The organism is Streptomyces coryli, assembly GCF_011044975.1.
Classification (GTDB): domain Bacteria; phylum Actinomycetota; class Actinomycetes; order Streptomycetales; family Streptomycetaceae; genus Streptomyces; species Streptomyces coryli.
The window spans coordinates 11,762-29,676 of the sequence record NZ_JAAKZV010000088.1; the positions used below are offsets into that span (position 1 = coordinate 11,762).

Sequence of the window (17,915 nt, forward strand, 5' to 3'; positions counted from 1 at the left end):
CGTTTCACCGGCGGGCAGGATGGGGCGGGGCCGTGCCCGCCCATAGCGTCGTGAGTGCAGGTGGCGGCCGGATGGGGCCGCCACCCCTCACGAGGGGGATCATCGTGGCGGACCACCGCCGGACGCAGGGATCACAGGGAACGGCCAACAGGCCGCGCGGCGTCGCCGCCCGGGTCGGCGGATGGAGCGTCCGGCACCGCTGGGCGGCCGTCGGGATCTGGGTGCTCTTCGTGGTGCTGGCGATGGCCGCCGGCTCGGCCGCGGGCACCAAAGAGGTCAAGAGCAGCGACGAGATGCCCGGCGAGGTCGGGCGGTCGGAGAAGATCCTCGAGGATGCCGGGATCGATGAGCCGGTGGGCGAGACGGTCCTCGTGCAGGGGGCGAAGCCGGGGACGAAGGCCACGGCGCCGGAGTTCCGCGAGGCCGTCGACCAGGTGATGCGCGCGGTGCGGAAGACCGGTGGGGTCACCGCGGTCACCTCCCCGTACGAGTCGAAGACGATCTCCAAGGACGGGCGTTCCGCGCTGGTGCAGTTCAAGATGCGCGGCGATCCGGAGACCGCGGGCGACCGGGTGCAGCCGGTGCAGGACGCCGTCGAGGGCGTCCAGGAGCAGCACAAGGGCGAGCTGGTGGTCGAGGAGATCGGCGGCGCCAGCATGGAGAAAACCTTCGACGACGCCTTCGGCAAGGACTTCAAACAGGCCGAGCTCTCAGCCGTGCCGGTCGCATTCGGCATTCTGCTGATCGCCTTCGGCGCGCTGGTGGCGGCGCTGCTGCCGGTGCTGCTCGCGGTCACCGCGATCGTGGCGACGATGGGCCTGATGGGCCTGGTCAGCCATCTGCAGCCGATGGGCGAGACCGCCAACTCCGTGATGCTGCTGGTGGGTCTGGCGGTCGGCGTCGACTACTGCCTCTTCTACCTGCGCCGCGAGCGCGAGGAGCGGGAGGCGGGCCGGGACGGGCGTACGGCGCTGGAGATCGCGGCGGCGACGTCCGGGCGGGCGGTGCTGGTCTCCGGCGTGACGGTGATCGTGGCGATGTGCGGGCTGCTCTTCACCGGTCTCGCCGACTTCAAGGCGATGGGCGTGGCCTCGCTGATGGCCGTGGCGGTGGCGATGATCGGTTCTGTCACCGTGCTGCCGGCGCTGCTGTCGCTGCTCGGCCATCGGGTGGAGAAGGGCCGGGTGCCGTTCCTGAACCGGCTGAAGCGGGGCCGCAGCAACGGCAATGGCGAGAGCCGGGTCTGGCGCGCGGTGCTGACCCGGGTGCTGCGGAGGCCGAAGATGGCGGTGGTGGCCTCGGCCGGGGTGCTCGCGGCGATCGCGCTGCCCGCCCTGGGGATGAACACCCAGGAGCTGACGCTGGACCAGGAGTTCGGCGACTCGCTGCCCATCGTGAAGACCTACGAGCGGGTCAACGCGGCCTTCCCCGGCGGCTCCGATCCGGCCGAGGTGGTGGTCAAGGCCGACGACATCGGCTCCGCGGCGACGCAGAAGGCGATCAAGGACTTCCGGGCCCAGGCCATCTCCACCGGCGCGTCCCGCGGCCCGATCGAGGTCACCGTGTACGACAAGGAGAACATCGCCGTCATCGACGTGCCGCTGGTCGGCGGCTCCGACCAGGCCAAGGCCGAGAAGAGCCTGAACACGCTGCGCGACGAGGTGCGGCCCGCGACCTTCGGCAAGGTCGACGGGGTCGACGCACCGATCGGCGGGCAGGTGGCGGGGTCGAAGGACTTCAACGACCAGCTGGTCGGCGCCGTCGTGCCGGTCTTCGCCTTCGTGGTCGTCTTCGCCTTCCTGCTGATGCTGATGTGCTTCCGCTCGCTGACGATCGCGATCACCTCGATCGTGCTCAACCTGCTGTCGGTGGGCGCCGCGTACGGCATCCTCACGATGGTCTTCCAGCACGGCTGGGGCGCGGGTCTGGTCGGCGCCGAGGGCGTGGGCGCGATCGTCTCCTGGCTGCCGCTGTTCCTGTTCGTGATCCTCTTCGGCCTGTCGATGGACTACCACGTGTTCGTGGTGTCCCGGATCCGCGAGGCGCGGATGCAGGGCCGTACGACCAAGGACTCGATCGCGCACGGCGTCATCACGACGGCGGGCGTGGTGACCAGCGCGGCGGTCATCATGGTCGGCGTCTTCGCGATCTTCGGGACGCTGTCGATGCAGTCGATGAAGCAGATGGGCGTGGGCCTGGCCACGGCGGTCCTGATCGACGCCACGCTGATCCGCGGCGTGCTGTTGCCCGCGGTGATGGCGCTGCTGGGCGACCGCAACTGGTACTTCCCGAAGGCCCTGCGCTGGCTGCCGGACCTGGCGCACGACGAGCCCGCGGCTCCGGTGCCCGCACAGGTCCCGCCGAAGCCGGAACGGGTCCCGTACCAGCAGGTCTGACCGAGGCACCTCCCCGCACAGCCGCCGCCCCGCACCGGGACAGAAAACCCGGTGCGGGGCGGCGGCACGTCCGGCTAGCCTCGCGCGGGTAAGCGCACCCGTCTGCTGGAGGACCTCATGGGTGGCAGCTCCTGCTGCTGCGCGGTGACGCGCCTCGGCGCGATCCGCGGCCTCGCCCGGGTGTGCGCGCTTGAATTCACCCGCCGCCCCCGGCGCGGCCGCCGGCCCTGACGGGCCCGGTGCCGCCGTCTCTTTGAGCTCACCGCTGCCCGCGTCAGGGCCATCCGCCAGTCCAGGAATGCACCACTTCCGAAAGGACGGCCGGCCGTGGCCCACTCCGCTTCGCCTGCGCTCTCGCAGAACTTCCTCATCAATCCGCACACCGTGAACCGCTTCGTCCGCTTCGCCGCGCCCGCTCCCGCCGACCGGCTGGTCGAGGTCGGCGCCGGAAAGGGCGCGCTGACCGCCGCGCTGGCGCCGCACTGCGCCGGGCTGATCGCGTACGAGATCGACCCCCGGCTGCTCCCGGCGCTGCGCCGCCGGCTCGCGGCGCACCCCAACGTGCGTGCCGTGCGCGGCAATTTCCTTGCCGCCCGGCCGCCGCGGCACCCGTTCGCGGTGGTCGGCAGCGTCCCGTACGCGCGCACCTCCGACGTCGTCGACTGGTGTCTGCGCGCCCAGCGGCTGACCTCGGCGTCGCTGATCACCCAGCGCGAATACGCCCGCAAGCGCACCGGCGACTACGGGCGCTGGACGCTGCTGACCGTGCGCAGCTGGCCGTGGTTCGGCTGGCGGCTGGGCGGCAGCGTGCCCCGCCGCGACTTCCGCCCGGTGCCGCGGGTGGACTCCGCGATGCTCCGCATCGACCGCCGCCCGCGCCCGCTGCTCCCCCTCGCCGAACGCGCCCGCTACCAGCGCCTGGTGGACCTCGGCTTCACCGGCACCGGCGGCTCGCTGTACGCCACCCTCCGCACCGCGCACCCACCCCGACGCCTCGCCGCCGCCTTCTCCGCGGCGGGGGTCGGGCAGGACACCCCGGTCGGATACGTAACACCTGGCCAGTGGCTGCGCCTGCACGCCGGCCTCCTGGGCTGACCTGAGGCCGCGCAACCGGCACGCAACCGGGAGTCCGTACCCATAAGGGCATGATGCGACGAAGAAGTCTGCTCCGCGGAGCCGCGGCCGGGGCCCTCGCCGCCCCGGCCGCGGCCGCGCTCACCGGCAACCGCGCCGCCGCGGAGCCGGTCAACTACCCGATCGCGCTCACCAATCAGAAGACCAATGTCTTCGAGGTCTTCGACCGCACCGGCGACTGGGCGGCCGCCTCCACCTGGTCCTTCTCCCCCGGCACCACGAACGGCTGGGACGACCCGTTCGAGATCCGCTTCCGCGAGACCACCCGCTACGGCACCATCGCGCTGATGACCGCGGGCGTGCCGGGCAACGGCCGCGCCGGGATCGTGCAGGTGACGGGGAAGGGCAACCGCCTCGACCGCGGCGACCTGATCTGGGAGGCCTCGGTCTCCAGCTATCCGCACTGCATCGAGCGGATCCCGAACGTCGCCGCGGTCGTGGTGGCCGGCACCCGGGACCGCATCCATGTCTACGGCGGCGCGAACAGCGACCACTCCACGCTCCGCGAGGTGCAGACGATCACCGACATGCCGAAACCGCACGCGGTCCTGTGGGACGACGAGAACAGCCTGCTGTGGGTCACCGGCGGCACGAAGATCCGTACCTACAAGGTCACCGGCGCCAACTCCACCGCCCGGCTGGTGAAATACGGCACCGACATCACCTTCGCCGGCAACGGCCACGACCTGCAGCCCGACTACGCCAACCCCGGCAAGCTGACGGTCACCGACAGCGGCCGCTGCTACTCCCTCGACAAGGCCACCCGCAAACTCACGGTCTTCTCCGAGGAGAACTACGTGAAGTCCTACGTCCGGCACCCGTCCGGCGAGGCGATGTGGACCCTGGACCCGACGCCGTCCGACCCGCCGTGGGGCGGGCCGACCGTCTACTTCTCCCAGGGCCTGTCCAAGACCCGCCCCGGCGCGCAGATCTACAAGGCGCGGATCGTCACGACTCGCTTCCACTGAGCGAGCGCAGCGGCCAGGCGCCGTCGATCGCGGAGGTCTCCGCGGGCGTACGGCCCTGCCGCTGCAGCCAGTGCCGGTAGCCGGCGGCCCAGTCGGCATACCAGCCGACCTGCCAGCGGTGCAGATCCCACGCGGCGGCCTCGCCGACCTCCGGATGCCGCTCGGCGATCGCGCGGGCGACCCGGACCGCGGCGAGCGCGTCGGCGGTGGCGTTGTGCGCGGCGGAGAGCGGCACACCGTATTCGACGCAGGCGGCCTCGAGGGTGCGCTTGCCCTTGCGATAGCGGTCCACGGCGCGGTCGATGGTGAGCGGGTCGATCACCGGGCCCGGCTCGCTCCCCGCGCCCAGCCGCTCGGCGAGGGACGGCAGGCCATGCCGCGCCAGCTCGGCGGTGAGCAGGCTCAGGTCGAAGGCGGCGTTGTACGCGACGACGGCCGCGCCCGCGCGCCAGTGGCCCACCAGGACCTCCGCTATGTCGTCGGCGACGGCCGCCGCCGGCCGGCCCTCGGCCACCGCCCGGGCCGTGCTGATGCCGTGAATCGCGGCGGCTTCGTCCGGAATCGGCACCCCCGGATCGGCCAGCCACTCACGCCGCGCGACCGGATCGCCCTCGCGGGTCGCGATCACGGCGGCGGTCACGATCCGCGCCTCGCGCGGGTCGGTGCCGGTCGTCTCCAGGTCGAATCCGACCAGAGTTCCGTTCAGCCAGCCTTGGCTCACGCCCAGCCCTCCCGCTCTTGATGAATCGCAGCGTCGCTCACAGTCCCGCTCCTCCCCAGCTGTCACCAGCCTTTCATGCGGCACTGACAATCCGGATGGGCCCGCTCCGGTTCTACGACACCGCCCGCGAGTCACCCCACGACGCCTCGAACTCCTCGCGATACGTCTCGAACAGCCCGGGCTCGCCCGTCCCCTCGCCATGGATCAGGTCCCGCCGCCCGGACCGCAGCACCAGCACGGGTGCCTCCATCCCGCGGGTGCGCCGCAGATACGACTGGACGACGGCTATCCCGTTCGCCCGGTCCCCGTCCACCAGATACGCCGTAAAGCGCGGCGTCTCGTCGAAGACCCTGATCTCGAAGCTCGACCCGGCCTCACCGGCCCCCGGCGGCCGCACCCGCGCCCGGACCCGGCGCATGTGCATGATGTTCGTCTCCACCTGCCGGCTGAGCTCGCCCTTCTTCAGCCCCAGCTCGCGCTCCCGGCGCCGGACCGCGCTGCTCGCCGGGTTCAGGAACAGCAGCCGCACCCGGCAGCCGGCCTCCGCGAGCCGCACCAGGCGGCGGCCCGAGTAGTTCTGCACCAGCAGGTTGAGGCCTATGCCGACCGCGTCGATACGCCGGGCGCCGCCGAAAAGGTCCTCCACCGGCAGCTGCCGCTGCAGCCGCACCCGGTCCGGATGCACCCCGACCACGTCCGCGTACCGGTCCCCGACCAGGTCCTCCACCGCGTCCACCGGCAGCCGGCTCGCCGAGGACCGCACATCGGAGGGCGCGGAGGCCGACGCGCCCAGCATGTCCAGCAGCCGCGCCGCCGCCCGCTCGGCCTGCGCCAGTACGGCCTCCGACAGAGCGCGGTTGCGGGAGACGACATTCCGGGTGACCTCCAGCTCGTCGAGCGCCAGCTCGACATCGCGGCGGTCGTCGAGGAACGGCTCGAAGCACGGCCAGTGCTGCACCATCAGCTCGCGCAGCTGCGGCATGGTGAGGAAGGAGACGACGTTGTCGTCGGCCGGGTCCAGCAGATAGCCCTTGCGGCGGCTGACCTCCCGTACGGCCGCGGCCCGCTGCACCCACTCCTGGCCCGCGGGGCCCGCGGCGGCGAGCACCCAGTCCTCGCCGTGCACCGGTTCGTAGATGGGGCGCAGGACGGCGGCCACGACGGTACGCAGGCGCTGTTCCACCAGGTTCAGCCAGATATAGGCCCGCCCGGCGCGCCGGGCGCGGGTGCGCACCTCGCTCCAGGCGTCGGCGCCCCAGTCCAGTTCGGCTCCCATGATCTCCGGCTCGCCGGCCACGGAGATGGCGCCCGGAGTCGGTCCGTCGTCGCCGGAAGCCCCCGGCGGCAGCTCAAGACCGCCCGAACTCACCTGCGCGCACCGCCCTTCGCCCCCGTAACTGATCACCGCAGACTACTGCCGCCGCCGGTGCCGGTGCACCCTGATGGACTCACAAGTTCACCAACTCGATGCGGAGTTGGCCCGCCGGGAAGGTCCGGCCGCAGTGAACGGGACGGCTGGGGATTCTGCCACACCGGGTAGTTCGTACACCTATCCGGGGGACTTTCCCCGGCGGGTTGGCCCGATGGGCGACCACTGCGCAAGGATGCACACCATGCAGGTCTGGCCGGGTCAGGCGTACCCCCTCGGCGCCACGTACGACGGTGCCGGCACGAACTTCGCGGTCTTCTCCGAGGCCGCGGAGCGGATCGAGCTGTGCCTGCTGCACGACGACGGCTCGGAGACCGCGGTCGAGCTGCGCGAATCCGACGCCTTCGTGCGGCACGCGTATCTGCCGGGCGTGATGCCGGGCCAGCGCTACGGCTTCCGGGTCCACGGCCCGTACGAACCGGAGCGCGGGCTGCGCTGCAACAGCGCGAAGCTGCTGCTCGACCCGTACGCGCGGGCGGTCTGCGGCGAGACCAGCTGGGACGAGGCGGTGTACGGCTACCACTTCGCCGAGCCCGACGAGCGCAACGACCTGGACTCCGCGCCGCACACCATGGCCTCGGTCGTGGTGAACCCCTACTTCGACTGGGGCGACGACCGCCCGCCGCGCACCGACTACCACGAGACGGTGATCTACGAGGCCCATGTGAAAGGCCTCACGATGCGCCACCCGGGCCTGCCGGAGGATCTGCGCGGCACCTACGCGGCCCTTGCCCACCCCGCCGTCATCGACCACCTCACCTCGCTCGGGGTGACGGCGATCGAGCTGATGCCGGTGCACCAGTTCGTGCACGACCACCGGCTGGTGGACGCGGGGCTGCGCAACTACTGGGGCTACAACACCATCGGCTTCTTCGCCCCGCACAACGCGTACGCGTCGTGGGGCGACCGCGGGCAGCAGGTGCTGGAGTTCAAGCAGGCGGTGCGGGCGCTGCACGAGGCGGGCATCGAGGTCATCCTCGACGTCGTCTACAACCACACGGCGGAGGGCAACCACCTCGGCCCGACGCTCTCCTTCCGCGGCCTGGACAACGCCTCGTACTACCGCCTCGTCGAGGACGACCCGCGCTACTACATGGACACCACGGGCACCGGCAATTCGCTGCTGATGCGCTCGCCGCACGTGCTCCAGCTGATCATGGATTCGCTGCGCTACTGGGTCACCGAAATGCACGTCGACGGCTTCCGCTTCGACCTCGCGTCCACCCTGGCCCGGCAGTTCCACGAGGTGGACCGGCTGTCGTCCTTCTTCGACCTGGTGCAGCAGGACCCCGTCGTCAGCCAGGTGAAGCTGATCGCCGAGCCGTGGGACATCGGCGAGGGCGGCTACCAGGTGGGGAACTTCCCGCCGCTGTGGACCGAGTGGAACGGCCGCTACCGCGACACCGTCCGCGACCTGTGGCGCGGCGAGCCGCGCACCCTCGCCGAGTTCGGATCGCGGCTGACCGGGTCCTCCGACCTCTACCAGGGCGACGGCCGCCGTCCGCTCGCCTCGATCAACTTCGTCACCTGCCACGACGGCTTCACGCTGCACGACCTCGTGGCGTACGACAAGAAGCACAACGACGCCAACGGCGAGGACAACAAGGACGGCGAGAGCCACAACCGCTCCTGGAACTGCGGCGTCGAGGGCGAGACCGACGACGCCGAGGTGCTGGCGCTGCGGCAGCGGCAGATGCGCAACTTCGTCGCCACGCTGCTGCTGTCGCAGGGCGTGCCGATGCTCAGCCACGGCGATGAGTTCGCCCGTACGCAGTCCGGCAACAACAACGCGTACTGCCAGGACAACGAGCTGAGCTGGGTGCGCTGGCCCGAGGGCGACGAGGACCGGGGGATCTTCGAGTTCACCCGCGCCATGATCTGGCTGCGCCGCGACCATCCGGTCTTCCGCCGCCGCCGGTTCTTCCACGGCCGCCCGATGGAGGGCACCCACGACGAGCTGTCGGACATCTCCTGGTTCACGCCTGACGGCGAGGAGATGCGGATGGCGGACTGGCAGGAGGCCCAGGCCCGCTCGCTGACGGTCTTCCTCAACGGCAACGCCATCTCCGAGCCGGACCTGCGCGGCGAGCGGATCGCGGACGACTCGTTCCTGCTGATGTTCAACGCCCACCACGAGCCGATGGACTTCGTCGTGCCCGTCAATCACGGCCGCCAGTGGCAGGTCGTCGTCGATACGGCCCGCCCGGACCCGGTGCCGCCCGGCGAGGGACCCAAGGCCGCGGCCGGCGACCGCATCACGCTGCCGGACCGGAGCCTGACGGTGCTGCGGCGGCCCGCCTGAGGGTACGTAACCGGGCATGACGCCCACCGCTACCTACCGAATACAGCTGCAGCCGGAGTTCCCGTTCGCGGCCGCCCGCGAGACCGTCCCGTATCTCGCCGGACTCGGCGTGTCCCATCTGCACCTCTCCCCTGTCCTGGAGGCGGTGCCGGGCTCCACGCACGGCTACGACGTCACCGACCACTCCCGGATACGCGCCGAGCTCGGCGGCGAGGACGGCCTGCGCGCGCTGGCGGCGACGGCCCGCGAGCACGGCCTCGGCCTGATCGCCGACATCGTGCCGAACCATATGGCGGTGCCCGCCCCCGAATCGCTCAACCGGCCGCTGTGGGAGGTGCTGCGGGACGGGGCGGAGTCCCCGTACGCCCGCTGGTTCGACATCGACTGGACGCGGCACGGCGGCCGGCTGCTGCTGCCGGTGCTGGGCGGGCGGCTCGGGGACGAGCTCGGGCGGCTGCGGACCGCCGACGGCACGCTGCGCTACGGCGACCACCGGCTGCCGCTGCGCCCCGGCACCGAGTCGCTGCCGCTGCCGGAGCTGCTGGACGCCCAGCACTACCGGCTCGCGTGGTGGCGGCTGGCCCGCACGGAGCTCAACTACCGCCGCTTCTTCACCATCTCGGAGCTGATCGCGCTACGGGTCGAGGACCCCGAGGTCTTCGCCGCCACCCACGGCAAGGTGCTGCAGCTGCTGCGGGAAGGGGTGCTGGAGGGACTGCGGGTCGATCATCCGGACGGCTTGACCGACCCCGAGACGTATTTCGCGCGGCTGCACGAGGCGACGGGCGGGGCCTGGACGGTGGCGGAGAAGATCCTCACCGGGGACGAGACGCTGTCCCGGGACTGGAAGGTGGCGGGGACCACCGGCTACGAGGCGCTGCGCCACATCGACGGCCTCTTCGTGGACCCGGGCGGCCACGCCGAACTCACCGCGCACTACGCGGACTTCACGGCGGCACCCGCCGACCGCGGCGGCGACTGGCCCGCCACCGTCCGCCGGGCCGCCCGCGGGATGCTCGCACAGGACCTCGCCGCCGAGGTCGGCCGCCTGGCCCGTACGGCCGCCCGGATCTGCGCGGCGGGCCCGCCCGCGCTGCGCGACCACGCGCCGTGGGCGCTGGCGGAGGCGATCCGGGAAGTCCTGGTCCGGCTCCCCGTCTACCGGCCGTACGTCCGCCCGGGCGAGAAGCCCTCCGCCGCCGACGTGGCGATGCTGCAGGAGGCCGCGGAGGGGGCCCGTAGCGCCTTCGCGGTGCCGGCGGAGGCGGACGCGGTCGAGGTGGTCAGGGACGCGGCGCTCGGCCGCCTCGACTCCGCCGACGGCTGCACCGACGCGCGCGACTTCTGCGCCCGGTTCGCGCAGACGGCGGCGGCGCTGCGGGCGAAGGCGGTGGAGGACCGGGCGTGTTACCGCTACCCGCCGCTGCTGTCGGCCTGCGAGGTCGGCGGCGAGCCGGGCGACCCGGCGATCCCCGTCGCCGCCTTCCACGCCTTCTGCGTGCGGCGGCAGCGGGAGTGGCCGGAGGCGGGGACGGTGCTGTCCACGCACGACACCAAGCGCAGCGCCGACACCCGGGCGGCGATCGCGGCCCTGACCCAGCACCCGCGGCGCTGGCGGGACTTCCTCGCCGCCCGCGAGGCCGCCACGCCCGCGCCCGACCGGCATACGGCGTGGTGGGCGTGGCAGACCGCGCTGGGGCTCGGCTTCCCGTACGACGACCGGCTGAAGGAGTCCCTCCTCAAGGCCGCCCGTGAGGCGCGGCTGCGTACCGGCTGGACGGAGCCGGACGAGGCGTACGAGCGCGCGCTCGCGGACTTCACGGAGGCCGGACCGCAAGGGCCTGGCCTCTACGCGACGGCGCAGCTGGCGGACGAGCTGGCCGAGACCACCCGGGCGAACATCCTGGGCGCCGCCCTCCTCCACCTCACCATGCCGGGCGTGCCCGACCTCTACCAGCGCACGGAGGCGGAGTACCGCGCCCTCGTCGACCCCGACAACCGCGCCCCGCTGCTCGGCCACCCGGCCGAGGACGCCAAACTCCGCCTCACCCGGCTCGCGTTGCGGCTGCGCCGGGAGCACCCGGAGTGGTTCGGCCGTGCGGGCTCGTACGAGCCGGTGCACGCCGAGGGACCGGCGGCGGACCACGTCGTGGCCTTCGCCCGCGCCGGGCGGGCGGTCACGGTGGTGACCCGGCTCGCGGCGGCGGGCGGCTGGCGCGGGACCCGCCTCGTCCTCCCGGCCGGTACGTGGCGCGACGCCCTCGGCGGCGGTGAACACACGGGTTCGGCCTCGGTGGCGGAGGTGCTCGCGGAGCGGCCGGTGGCGTTGCTCGTACGCGAGTGATTGACATGTACAACGTTGGAACACTACAACGTTCGGATGCGACGAATCCCAAGGGCCACATACTTCACCGCCCTTGCGGCGGCAGGCGCGCTCGTGATCGGCGGCGCCGCCATCGCGGCGGGCGACACGACACCGGAATCCGGAAGCAGCGGCGGCGCAGCCCCCAAGGCGGCCTCGTCCGCCTTCGCGCTGGCGGACCCGGACACGGTCCTCGGCGAGGACGGCAAGTACGTCACGTACGGCACCACCGTGCCCGCCGGCAGCGGCGAGCGCTGCGAAGGGGCCCCGACCGGCGAGCTCTTCGTGCCGGTGCTGGTGCACGGTTCGGGCAACGACGTCGGCATGACCGACTGCGCGTCCGGCGACGCGATGCCGGGCGGCCCGGGCGCCTGGGCCGAGCCGGGGACCGCCGTCTGGGCGCCGGGCGCGGTCCGTTACGGCGAGCGGTACGTCATGTACTACACCGCCTCCCGCAAGGGCACCGGGAACCCCGGGCAGAAGTGCATCGGGCGCGCCGTCTCGGACTCGGCGCGCGGGCCGTTCACCGACGCCGGCGAGTGGGCGTGCCCGCCGGCCGGGCGGTGGGCCATCGACCCCAACCCCTTTGTCAGCGACGGCACTCTGTACGTCACCTACCGGGACGACGCGATCACCGCAGGGGACGAGACCGGCATCTCCACGGTCCGTACCGACGCCGAGGGCCGGGCCATCTGGGACACCCGCAGGGACGCGCTGAAGAGCACCGACATCGCCTGGGACGACAAGAACATCAGCGGCAGTACCCACGTCGTCGAGAACCCGTCCATGTGGAAGGGCACCGACGGGCACTGGTATCTCGCCTACGCGGGCAACAACTGGGACAGCGACCGCTACGCCACCGGCATCGCCGACTGCGGCACCACACCGGTGCCCGACTCCCGCTGCACCCCGGTCGGGGAGGGAGTGGAGCGCCCGTACTTCGGCTACACCGGCGCCACCGGGCTCAATCCGCTGAAGGGCCTGCCGGAGAACCACCGCGGCCCCGGCGGCATGGACGTCTTCAGCGCCGCCGACGGCTCGCCGCGGGTCGTGTGGCATTGGTGGGACGGGTCCACCCGCTTCCCGATGACCGGGGTGCTGGCGCAGGGCGCGAACGGGTTCTCCGTGAACTGACGTACGATGCGTGCCACATAAGGGCCGGGGTGGGGACCTTGGGGGGTTCGATGCATCATGCCTGGAAATATGTGGTCGGGGTCGTCTTTGCCGGGATGGTGGTGGCCGCCGGTTTCGGGGCGTACAACATCTTCACCGCGCTCGACGGTGAGCGGTCCGACTCGGATTCGGCGGGTACGAAGCCGAAGACCGGGCCGCTGACCGCCGCCGAAGTGCGGAAGACCGCCGGGGACTTCCTCCGGCACTGGTCCGCCGGGAAGCTCGGCGCCGCCACCGCGCTCACCAATGAAGAGACCACCGCGGGCGCCGCCCTGCGCGCCTATCGCGACGACGCCCACGTCAAGAAGGTCGCCTTCGAGGTCGGGCGGATCGACGGCGACACCGTCCGCTTCGGCGTCAAGGCCAAGGTCTCCGTCGCGGGGCATGCCAAGGACTGGTCGTACGACAACAGCCTCCGGATCACCCGCGGGAGCAGCACCGGGATGCCGCTCGTGGAATGGCGTTCCGACGTCCTCTATCCCGGGCTGAAGGACGACGAGACGCTCAAGGCCGGGCGGGCCGCCGATCCGCAGGTACGGGCCGTCGACCGGCACGGGAAGGTCATCTCCGCCGCGGACAGCCCTTCGCTACGGGTCGTGCTCGACCAGCTGCGCAGCCGGCACAGCGACCGTGTCCAGGGCACCCCGGGCATCGAGCTGTGGGCCGAGCGGCAGACCGCGGACGGGTCCGGCGGCACGCGGTCGCTGCTGACCATCACCAAGGGCGTGCCGGGCAAGCTGCGCACGACGCTCGACGCCCGGCTGCAGCAGGCCGCCGAGAAGGCGGTCGCGGGCAAGGCGGAGGCGTCGGTGGTGGCGCTCCAGGCCCGTACGGGCGAGGTGCTGGCGGTGGCGAACGGCAGCGGGCACCGGGACTTCAACGCCGCCTTCAGCGGGGCGACGGCGCCCGGGTCGACCTTCAAGATCGTGACGGCGGCGGCGCTGCTGGAGCGCGGGGTCAGCCCGTCGACGCAGGTCGACTGCCCCAAGTACACGACGTACAACCAGGGGAAGCAGTACCACAACGTCGAGCACGGCTCGCTCCCCGGCGCCTCCTTCGCCGCCGACTTCGCCAACTCCTGCAACACCGCCTTCGTCTCGCTCGCCGGCAAGCTCTCCGAGAGCACCCTCTCCGACACCGCGGCCCGCTACTTCGGCCTCGGCAAGGAGTGGAAGACCGGCATACCGTCCTTCGACGGAAAGGTGCCGGTCACCGGCGGCGACGGGCTCACCTCCGCGATGATCGGCCAGGGCGAGGTGCAGATGAACCCGCTCAACCTCGCCTCGGTGTCCGCCACCGTCAGCTCCGGCAGCTTCCACCAGCCGGTCATCGTCCCGCAGTCCCTGGACGGCCGCCGGCTCGCCACCGCGACGCCGCTGCCCGGGTCCGTACGCGATCAGCTGCGCTCGATGATGCGGCTGACGTCAACCAGCGGCACCGCCGAGGTCGTCGGCCTCGGCCCCGCGGCGGGCGCGAAGACCGGTTCGGCGGAGAAGGACGGGCAGCCGGCGGACGGCTGGTTCACCGCGTACCGCGGCGAGGTGGCCGCGGCGGCCGTCGTGCCGGGCGGCGGACGCGGAGGCACGTCGGCCGGGCCGCTGGTCAGGGCCGTACTACAGTGATCGGATGCGTGAATCCGCAGCAGAACTCGAAGAGCTCCAGTCCCTCCTCGACGCCTCTCTGTCCGGCTCAAGCAGCCACCTGCAGTCGATCATCAACAGCGAGCGCACGCTGAACGCCGGGCAGCTCACCCGCCTCCTCACCGGAATGTGCACCCTCGCGCTGTCCACCGTGACCGCGAAGGGCGAGCCGCGGATCAGCGGTGCCGACGGGCACTTCCTGCACGGCAGGTGGCACTTCGGCACCGCCCGTACCGCGGCCAAGGCCCGCCATCTGGCCGCCCGGCCCGCGGCCAGCGTGGCGTACATGCGCGGCGAGGACCTCGGCGTCTTCACCCATGGGCAGGTGGAGATCCTCAATCCGGCGGCGGGGGACGGTGAGCCCGCCGCCGACTGGCCGGACCTCCTCGCGTATTTCAAGGAGTTCTACGGCGACGACGGCTTCGACTGGGACAACGAGGTCGTCTTCTACCGGCTGCACCCGCACTGGATGACCGTCTTCGCCCCCGACCACGGAAAGCTGGGCGTGCAGTGACCGAGCGGCTCGGCGACCTGCTGCGGACCCTGAAGGTCTGGGACCGCGAGCTGCCCGTCTTCGATCCGGAGACGGCGCCCGACGATCCGCTGGACCTCTTCACCGACTGGTTCGCGGGCGCCGTCGCCGCCGGGGAGGTCGAGCCGCACACGATGACGCTCGCCACCGCCGATGCCGAGGGCGATCCGGACGCGCGGACGGTCATGCTGCACGGGGCCGATGAGCGCGGGTGGCAGTTCGCGACGCATCGCGGGAGCGCCAAGGGGCGGCAGCTCGCGGTCCGGCCGCGGGCCGCGCTGCACTTCTACTGGCCCGCCGTCGCCCGGCAGGTGCGGCTGCGCGGGAGCGTGACGGCGGCCGGGCCCGAGGAGAGTGCGGCGGATCTCGCGCGGCGCTCGCCGGGGGCGCTCGCGGCGGCGCTGGTGGGGCGGCAGAGCGAGGTGCTGGACTCGTACGGGACGCTGCAGCGCGCCGCGGACGCGGCGTGGGAGCGGGCGCGGCGGGAGCCGGACGCGACCGTGCCGGGGCACACGCTGTATCTGCTGGCGCCCGAGCGGGTGGAGTTCTTCCAGGGGGATCCGGCGCGGCGGCACGTACGCGTCAATTACCGGCGCGAGCAGGGCGGCTGGGTGCGCGAGCTGCTCTGGCCCTAGACCCGGCGGCAGATGTACTCGCCGTGCACCGGTGACGTGAAGTCCTTCGAGACGATCTCGAGCCCGGCCCGCTCCAGCAGGCCCTCCAGCACCCAGGAGTACGTCGAGAACTCCTCCCGTATATGCGTCTCGAAGGTCTCCCGGGTGAAGCCCTCGCCCTCGGCGCGGGCGGCCGTGTCCACCCACCAGTCGAGGTTCTGCGCGGCCTGGCCGGGCGGGAAGGTGAAGATGACGTCCCACAGGTAGAAGGTGCCGCCGGGGCGGAGGACGGCGGCGGCGTTCAGCAGCGCCTGCTGCTTCCAGAAGTCGGGGAGCTGGTGCAGGGCCGCCTTCGTGGTGACGACGTCGGCCGGGTCGCCCTCGTGCGCGTAATCAAGGAAGCCGGCGCGGTGCCAGCGCACCCGCACGCCCTCGCGCTCGGCGCGCTTGCGCGCATAGGCGAGCATCGCCTCCCCCACGTCCACGCCGTGCGCCTCCGCGCCGCGCAGGGCGGCCTGCACGGCGAACGAGCCGGTGCCGCAGGCGAGGTCCACCAGCCGGGTGCCCTCCGTTACCCCGAGCCGGTCGAGCAGCGCGTCGTCGCGGGCGGGGTCGGTGCCCTGGTTGCGGTCGTAGGCGTCGACGGCCTCGGGGCTGGCCAGGTCGACACCGACGGGCGCGTACTCGGCGAAGAGCCATGCGGGGCTGGCAGATTTCGGCATCTTGCCGTTTTACGGTCAACGGGTCGCGGCCGCAAGCGATTTGGCACGCTTGGGGCACACCGCGGAAAGCGCTCTCAGCCGCGCCTCAGCGGCCGGTCAGCCGGTAGTGGGCGTGCCCGAAGCCGACCTGGTCGCCGGGGTGCACGGGGGCGGCGCCGGTGATCCGGCGGCCGTTGACGAAGGTGCCGTTCGTGGAGCGCAGGTCGCGCAGCAGCCACAGCCCGGTGGCGGTGGACGACAGCTCCGCGTGGCTGCGCGAGACCGTCTCCTCCATGATCCGCAGCCCGTTGACCGGGTCGCGGCCGATGCGCAGCGGATACGAGCCGGGCACCGGCAGCATCAGGCTCGGCAGCCGCTCGTTCTGCCAGGCCGTGCGCACCCGCACACCGAAGGCCGAGACCTTCGCCACCGAGCCGATGACGGCCCGGCTCAGCCGGCCCTCCTTCGGCAGATCCGCGGTGAGCGCCTCCAACTGCCACTCCGCCTTCGCGGCGAAGGCCAGCTCCATCCGGCGCAGAAAGGTGTCCTGGGACAGCCGCCCCTGCGCCGCGCCTTCGCGCAGCACCGCGAGCACGCGATCCCGCTCGGCATCGGAGATTCGCACCGGGGCGACGGCCGACGTCGGGAACTCGAAGGAAGCGGTCATCCTTCGATTGTCGGCGGTGGTGACAGAACGTGTCCAGTGCGGGCCCTGGACAGCGCGTAACAACCGATCTACGGTTTGCTGCCCTGCGGAAGGAACCTCCATGACCGATACGGTCATCCGCCACCTCACCGCCGGCGAGGAGCATCTGTTCCGCCGGCTGCCCGACTCCGCCGTCATCGGCCGCGCCGCCTTCGGCCTGCCGCGCTGGGCCTCGCTCGCGGAGGGCGGCGAATACCGCCTCGACTGGACCTGGGTCGCGCTGCGCGACGGCGTCGTCGTCGCCCGCGCCGCCTGGTGGGCCGGGCCCGGGGACACCGAGCCGAAGGCCCTCGACTGGTTCGACTTCACCGACGCCGAGGCGGCCGCGGAGCTGCTGCGCACCGCCCCGCTGCGGGCCGAGCTGATGCTGCAGCTGCCGTCGGGCTGGCGGGAGCTGCCCGGCGTACGGGAGCAGGCGCAGGCCGTGATCGACGCGGCGGGGGCGGCCGGGATGCAGCCGTTCGTCGAGCGCTATCAGTACGAGTGGACCACCGCGGACGGCGTGCCCGAGCGGCCGGGGCGGCTCACCTTCCGTCCGGAGCCGGACGAGGACGCCATCTACGAGGTGCTGCTGCGCGTCGAACAGGGATCGCTGGACGCGCACGCCCGGCGCGACGCGGAGGAGGGCGGCATCGAGCTGGCCGCCCGGGAGGAGCTGGAGTTCTTCAAGTGGTGCCCGTCGCCGCCCGATTGGTGGCAGCTGGCCTACGACGCGGACGGCGAGCTGGTCGGCCTGCACATCCCGGCACGCAACCAGCGCGACCACATCATCGGCTTCATCGGCATCGTCCCCGAGCAGCGCGGCCACGGGTACGCGTACGACCTGCTGGTGGAGTGCACGCACGTGCTGGTCGCGGCGGGCGCGGAGAAGATCGTCGCGGCGACGGACGTACCGAACACGCCGATGGCCCGCAACTTCGCCAAGGCGGGGTATCCGGTGGCGCACGAGCGGTATTACATGCAGTAGTGACGGAATTCGAGGTGTGGGCGCCTGACGCGCGACGGGTCGAGGCCGAGGTCTCCGGGCGGCTGCTGCCGATGTCGCCCGGCGACGGCGGCTGGTGGCGGACGGAGGCGGCGGCTGCCGGGGACGGCACCCGGTACGCCTTCCGGCTCGACGGCGGGCCACCGCTGCCCGATCCGCGTTCGCGGCGGCAGCCCGACGGGCCTGACGGGGCGAGCGCGGTCGTGGAGCACGAGCGCTTCCGGTGGCGGCATGCGTGGGAGGGGCGGGGGC

Annotated in this window: 14 protein-coding genes and 1 pseudogene; 11 read left to right on the forward strand and 4 right to left on the reverse strand. The window is 72.3% G+C overall.

Annotated elements, in window-relative coordinates; genetic code table 11:
* Positions 1-104: 104 nt before the first annotated feature.
* The 3 genes from G5C51_RS20285 (at position 105) to G5C51_RS20295 (ending at position 4,498) form a co-directional block, all read left to right on the forward strand.
* The gene (locus tag G5C51_RS20285; RefSeq protein ID WP_338118230.1) at positions 105-2,396 is read left to right on the forward strand and encodes an MMPL family transporter; all 2,292 of its coding nucleotides are present in this window, start codon (positions 105-107) and stop codon (positions 2,394-2,396) included.
* A 327-nt stretch (positions 2,397-2,723) separates the two neighbouring features.
* Positions 2,724-3,491 (forward strand): ErmE/ErmH/ErmO/ErmR family 23S rRNA (adenine(2058)-N(6))-methyltransferase, encoded by a 768-nt coding sequence (gene erm, locus G5C51_RS20290; protein ID WP_338118231.1) that lies wholly within the window; start codon positions 2,724-2,726, stop codon positions 3,489-3,491.
* Positions 3,492-3,541: 50 nt separating this feature from the next.
* A complete protein-coding gene (locus tag G5C51_RS20295; protein WP_240929793.1) occupies positions 3,542-4,498 on the forward strand; it encodes a hypothetical protein in 957 nt (318 codons plus the stop codon).
* Here G5C51_RS20295 and G5C51_RS20300 read toward each other — a convergent pair.
* Positions 4,479-5,219 (reverse strand): exonuclease domain-containing protein, encoded by a 741-nt coding sequence (locus G5C51_RS20300; protein WP_338118232.1) that lies wholly within the window; start codon positions 5,217-5,219, stop codon positions 4,479-4,481. The two genes, G5C51_RS20295 and G5C51_RS20300, sit on opposite strands and share 20 nt — an antisense overlap.
* A gap of 112 nt (positions 5,220-5,331) precedes the next feature.
* On the reverse strand, positions 5,332-6,588 hold the full coding sequence (locus tag G5C51_RS20305) for an SAV2148 family HEPN domain-containing protein (protein ID WP_165239431.1): 1,257 nt from the start codon (positions 6,586-6,588) through the stop codon (positions 5,332-5,334).
* 244 nt (positions 6,589-6,832) lie between these two features.
* Between G5C51_RS20305 and glgX the strand changes: the two genes are divergently transcribed.
* From glgX to G5C51_RS20335, 6 genes are read left to right on the forward strand one after another with little or no spacing between them, the layout of a single operon-like run.
* Positions 6,833-8,950 carry a glycogen debranching protein GlgX gene (gene glgX / locus G5C51_RS20310; RefSeq protein ID WP_165239411.1) on the forward strand — a complete coding sequence of 706 codons (2,118 nt, stop codon included), beginning with the start codon at positions 6,833-6,835 and terminating at the stop codon, positions 8,948-8,950.
* Positions 8,951-8,966: 16 nt separating this feature from the next.
* Positions 8,967-11,294 (forward strand): malto-oligosyltrehalose synthase, encoded by a 2,328-nt coding sequence (gene treY / locus G5C51_RS20315; RefSeq protein ID WP_165239413.1) that lies wholly within the window; start codon positions 8,967-8,969, stop codon positions 11,292-11,294.
* A gap of 36 nt (positions 11,295-11,330) precedes the next feature.
* Positions 11,331-12,446, forward strand: coding sequence for a family 43 glycosylhydrolase (locus G5C51_RS20320; RefSeq protein ID WP_165239415.1), 1,116 nt, complete (start codon positions 11,331-11,333; stop codon positions 12,444-12,446).
* Between the two features lie 50 nt (positions 12,447-12,496).
* On the forward strand, positions 12,497-14,107 hold the full coding sequence (locus tag G5C51_RS20325; RefSeq protein ID WP_165239417.1) for a penicillin-binding transpeptidase domain-containing protein: 1,611 nt from the start codon (positions 12,497-12,499) through the stop codon (positions 14,105-14,107).
* Between the two features lie 4 nt (positions 14,108-14,111).
* The gene (locus tag G5C51_RS20330) at positions 14,112-14,639 is read left to right on the forward strand and encodes a pyridoxamine 5'-phosphate oxidase family protein (protein WP_165239419.1); all 528 of its coding nucleotides are present in this window, start codon (positions 14,112-14,114) and stop codon (positions 14,637-14,639) included.
* Entirely contained in the window at positions 14,636-15,292 is a 657-nt protein-coding gene (locus G5C51_RS20335) for a pyridoxine/pyridoxamine 5'-phosphate oxidase (RefSeq protein ID WP_338118233.1), read from the forward strand. The genes G5C51_RS20330 and G5C51_RS20335 overlap by 4 nt, the downstream gene beginning before the upstream one ends.
* Here G5C51_RS20335 and G5C51_RS20340 read toward each other — a convergent pair.
* Both G5C51_RS20340 and G5C51_RS20345 read right to left on the reverse strand, forming a co-directional pair.
* On the reverse strand, positions 15,289-15,993 hold the full coding sequence (locus G5C51_RS20340; RefSeq protein WP_165239421.1) for a class I SAM-dependent methyltransferase: 705 nt from the start codon (positions 15,991-15,993) through the stop codon (positions 15,289-15,291). The two genes, G5C51_RS20335 and G5C51_RS20340, sit on opposite strands and share 4 nt — an antisense overlap.
* 85 nt (positions 15,994-16,078) lie before the next feature.
* Positions 16,079-16,639, reverse strand: a complete 561-nt coding sequence (locus G5C51_RS20345; protein ID WP_165239423.1) for a DUF1707 and FHA domain-containing protein — start codon at positions 16,637-16,639, stop codon at positions 16,079-16,081.
* A gap of 100 nt (positions 16,640-16,739) precedes the next feature.
* Here G5C51_RS20345 and G5C51_RS20350 point away from each other — a divergent pair, with 100 nt between their 5' ends.
* The gene (locus G5C51_RS20350; protein WP_165239425.1) at positions 16,740-17,645 is read left to right on the forward strand and encodes a GNAT family N-acetyltransferase; all 906 of its coding nucleotides are present in this window, start codon (positions 16,740-16,742) and stop codon (positions 17,643-17,645) included.
* Positions 17,645-17,915: pseudogene (locus tag G5C51_RS20355) on the forward strand (malto-oligosyltrehalose trehalohydrolase); the annotation flags it as partial. The gene G5C51_RS20350 and the pseudogene G5C51_RS20355, both read left to right, overlap by 1 nt.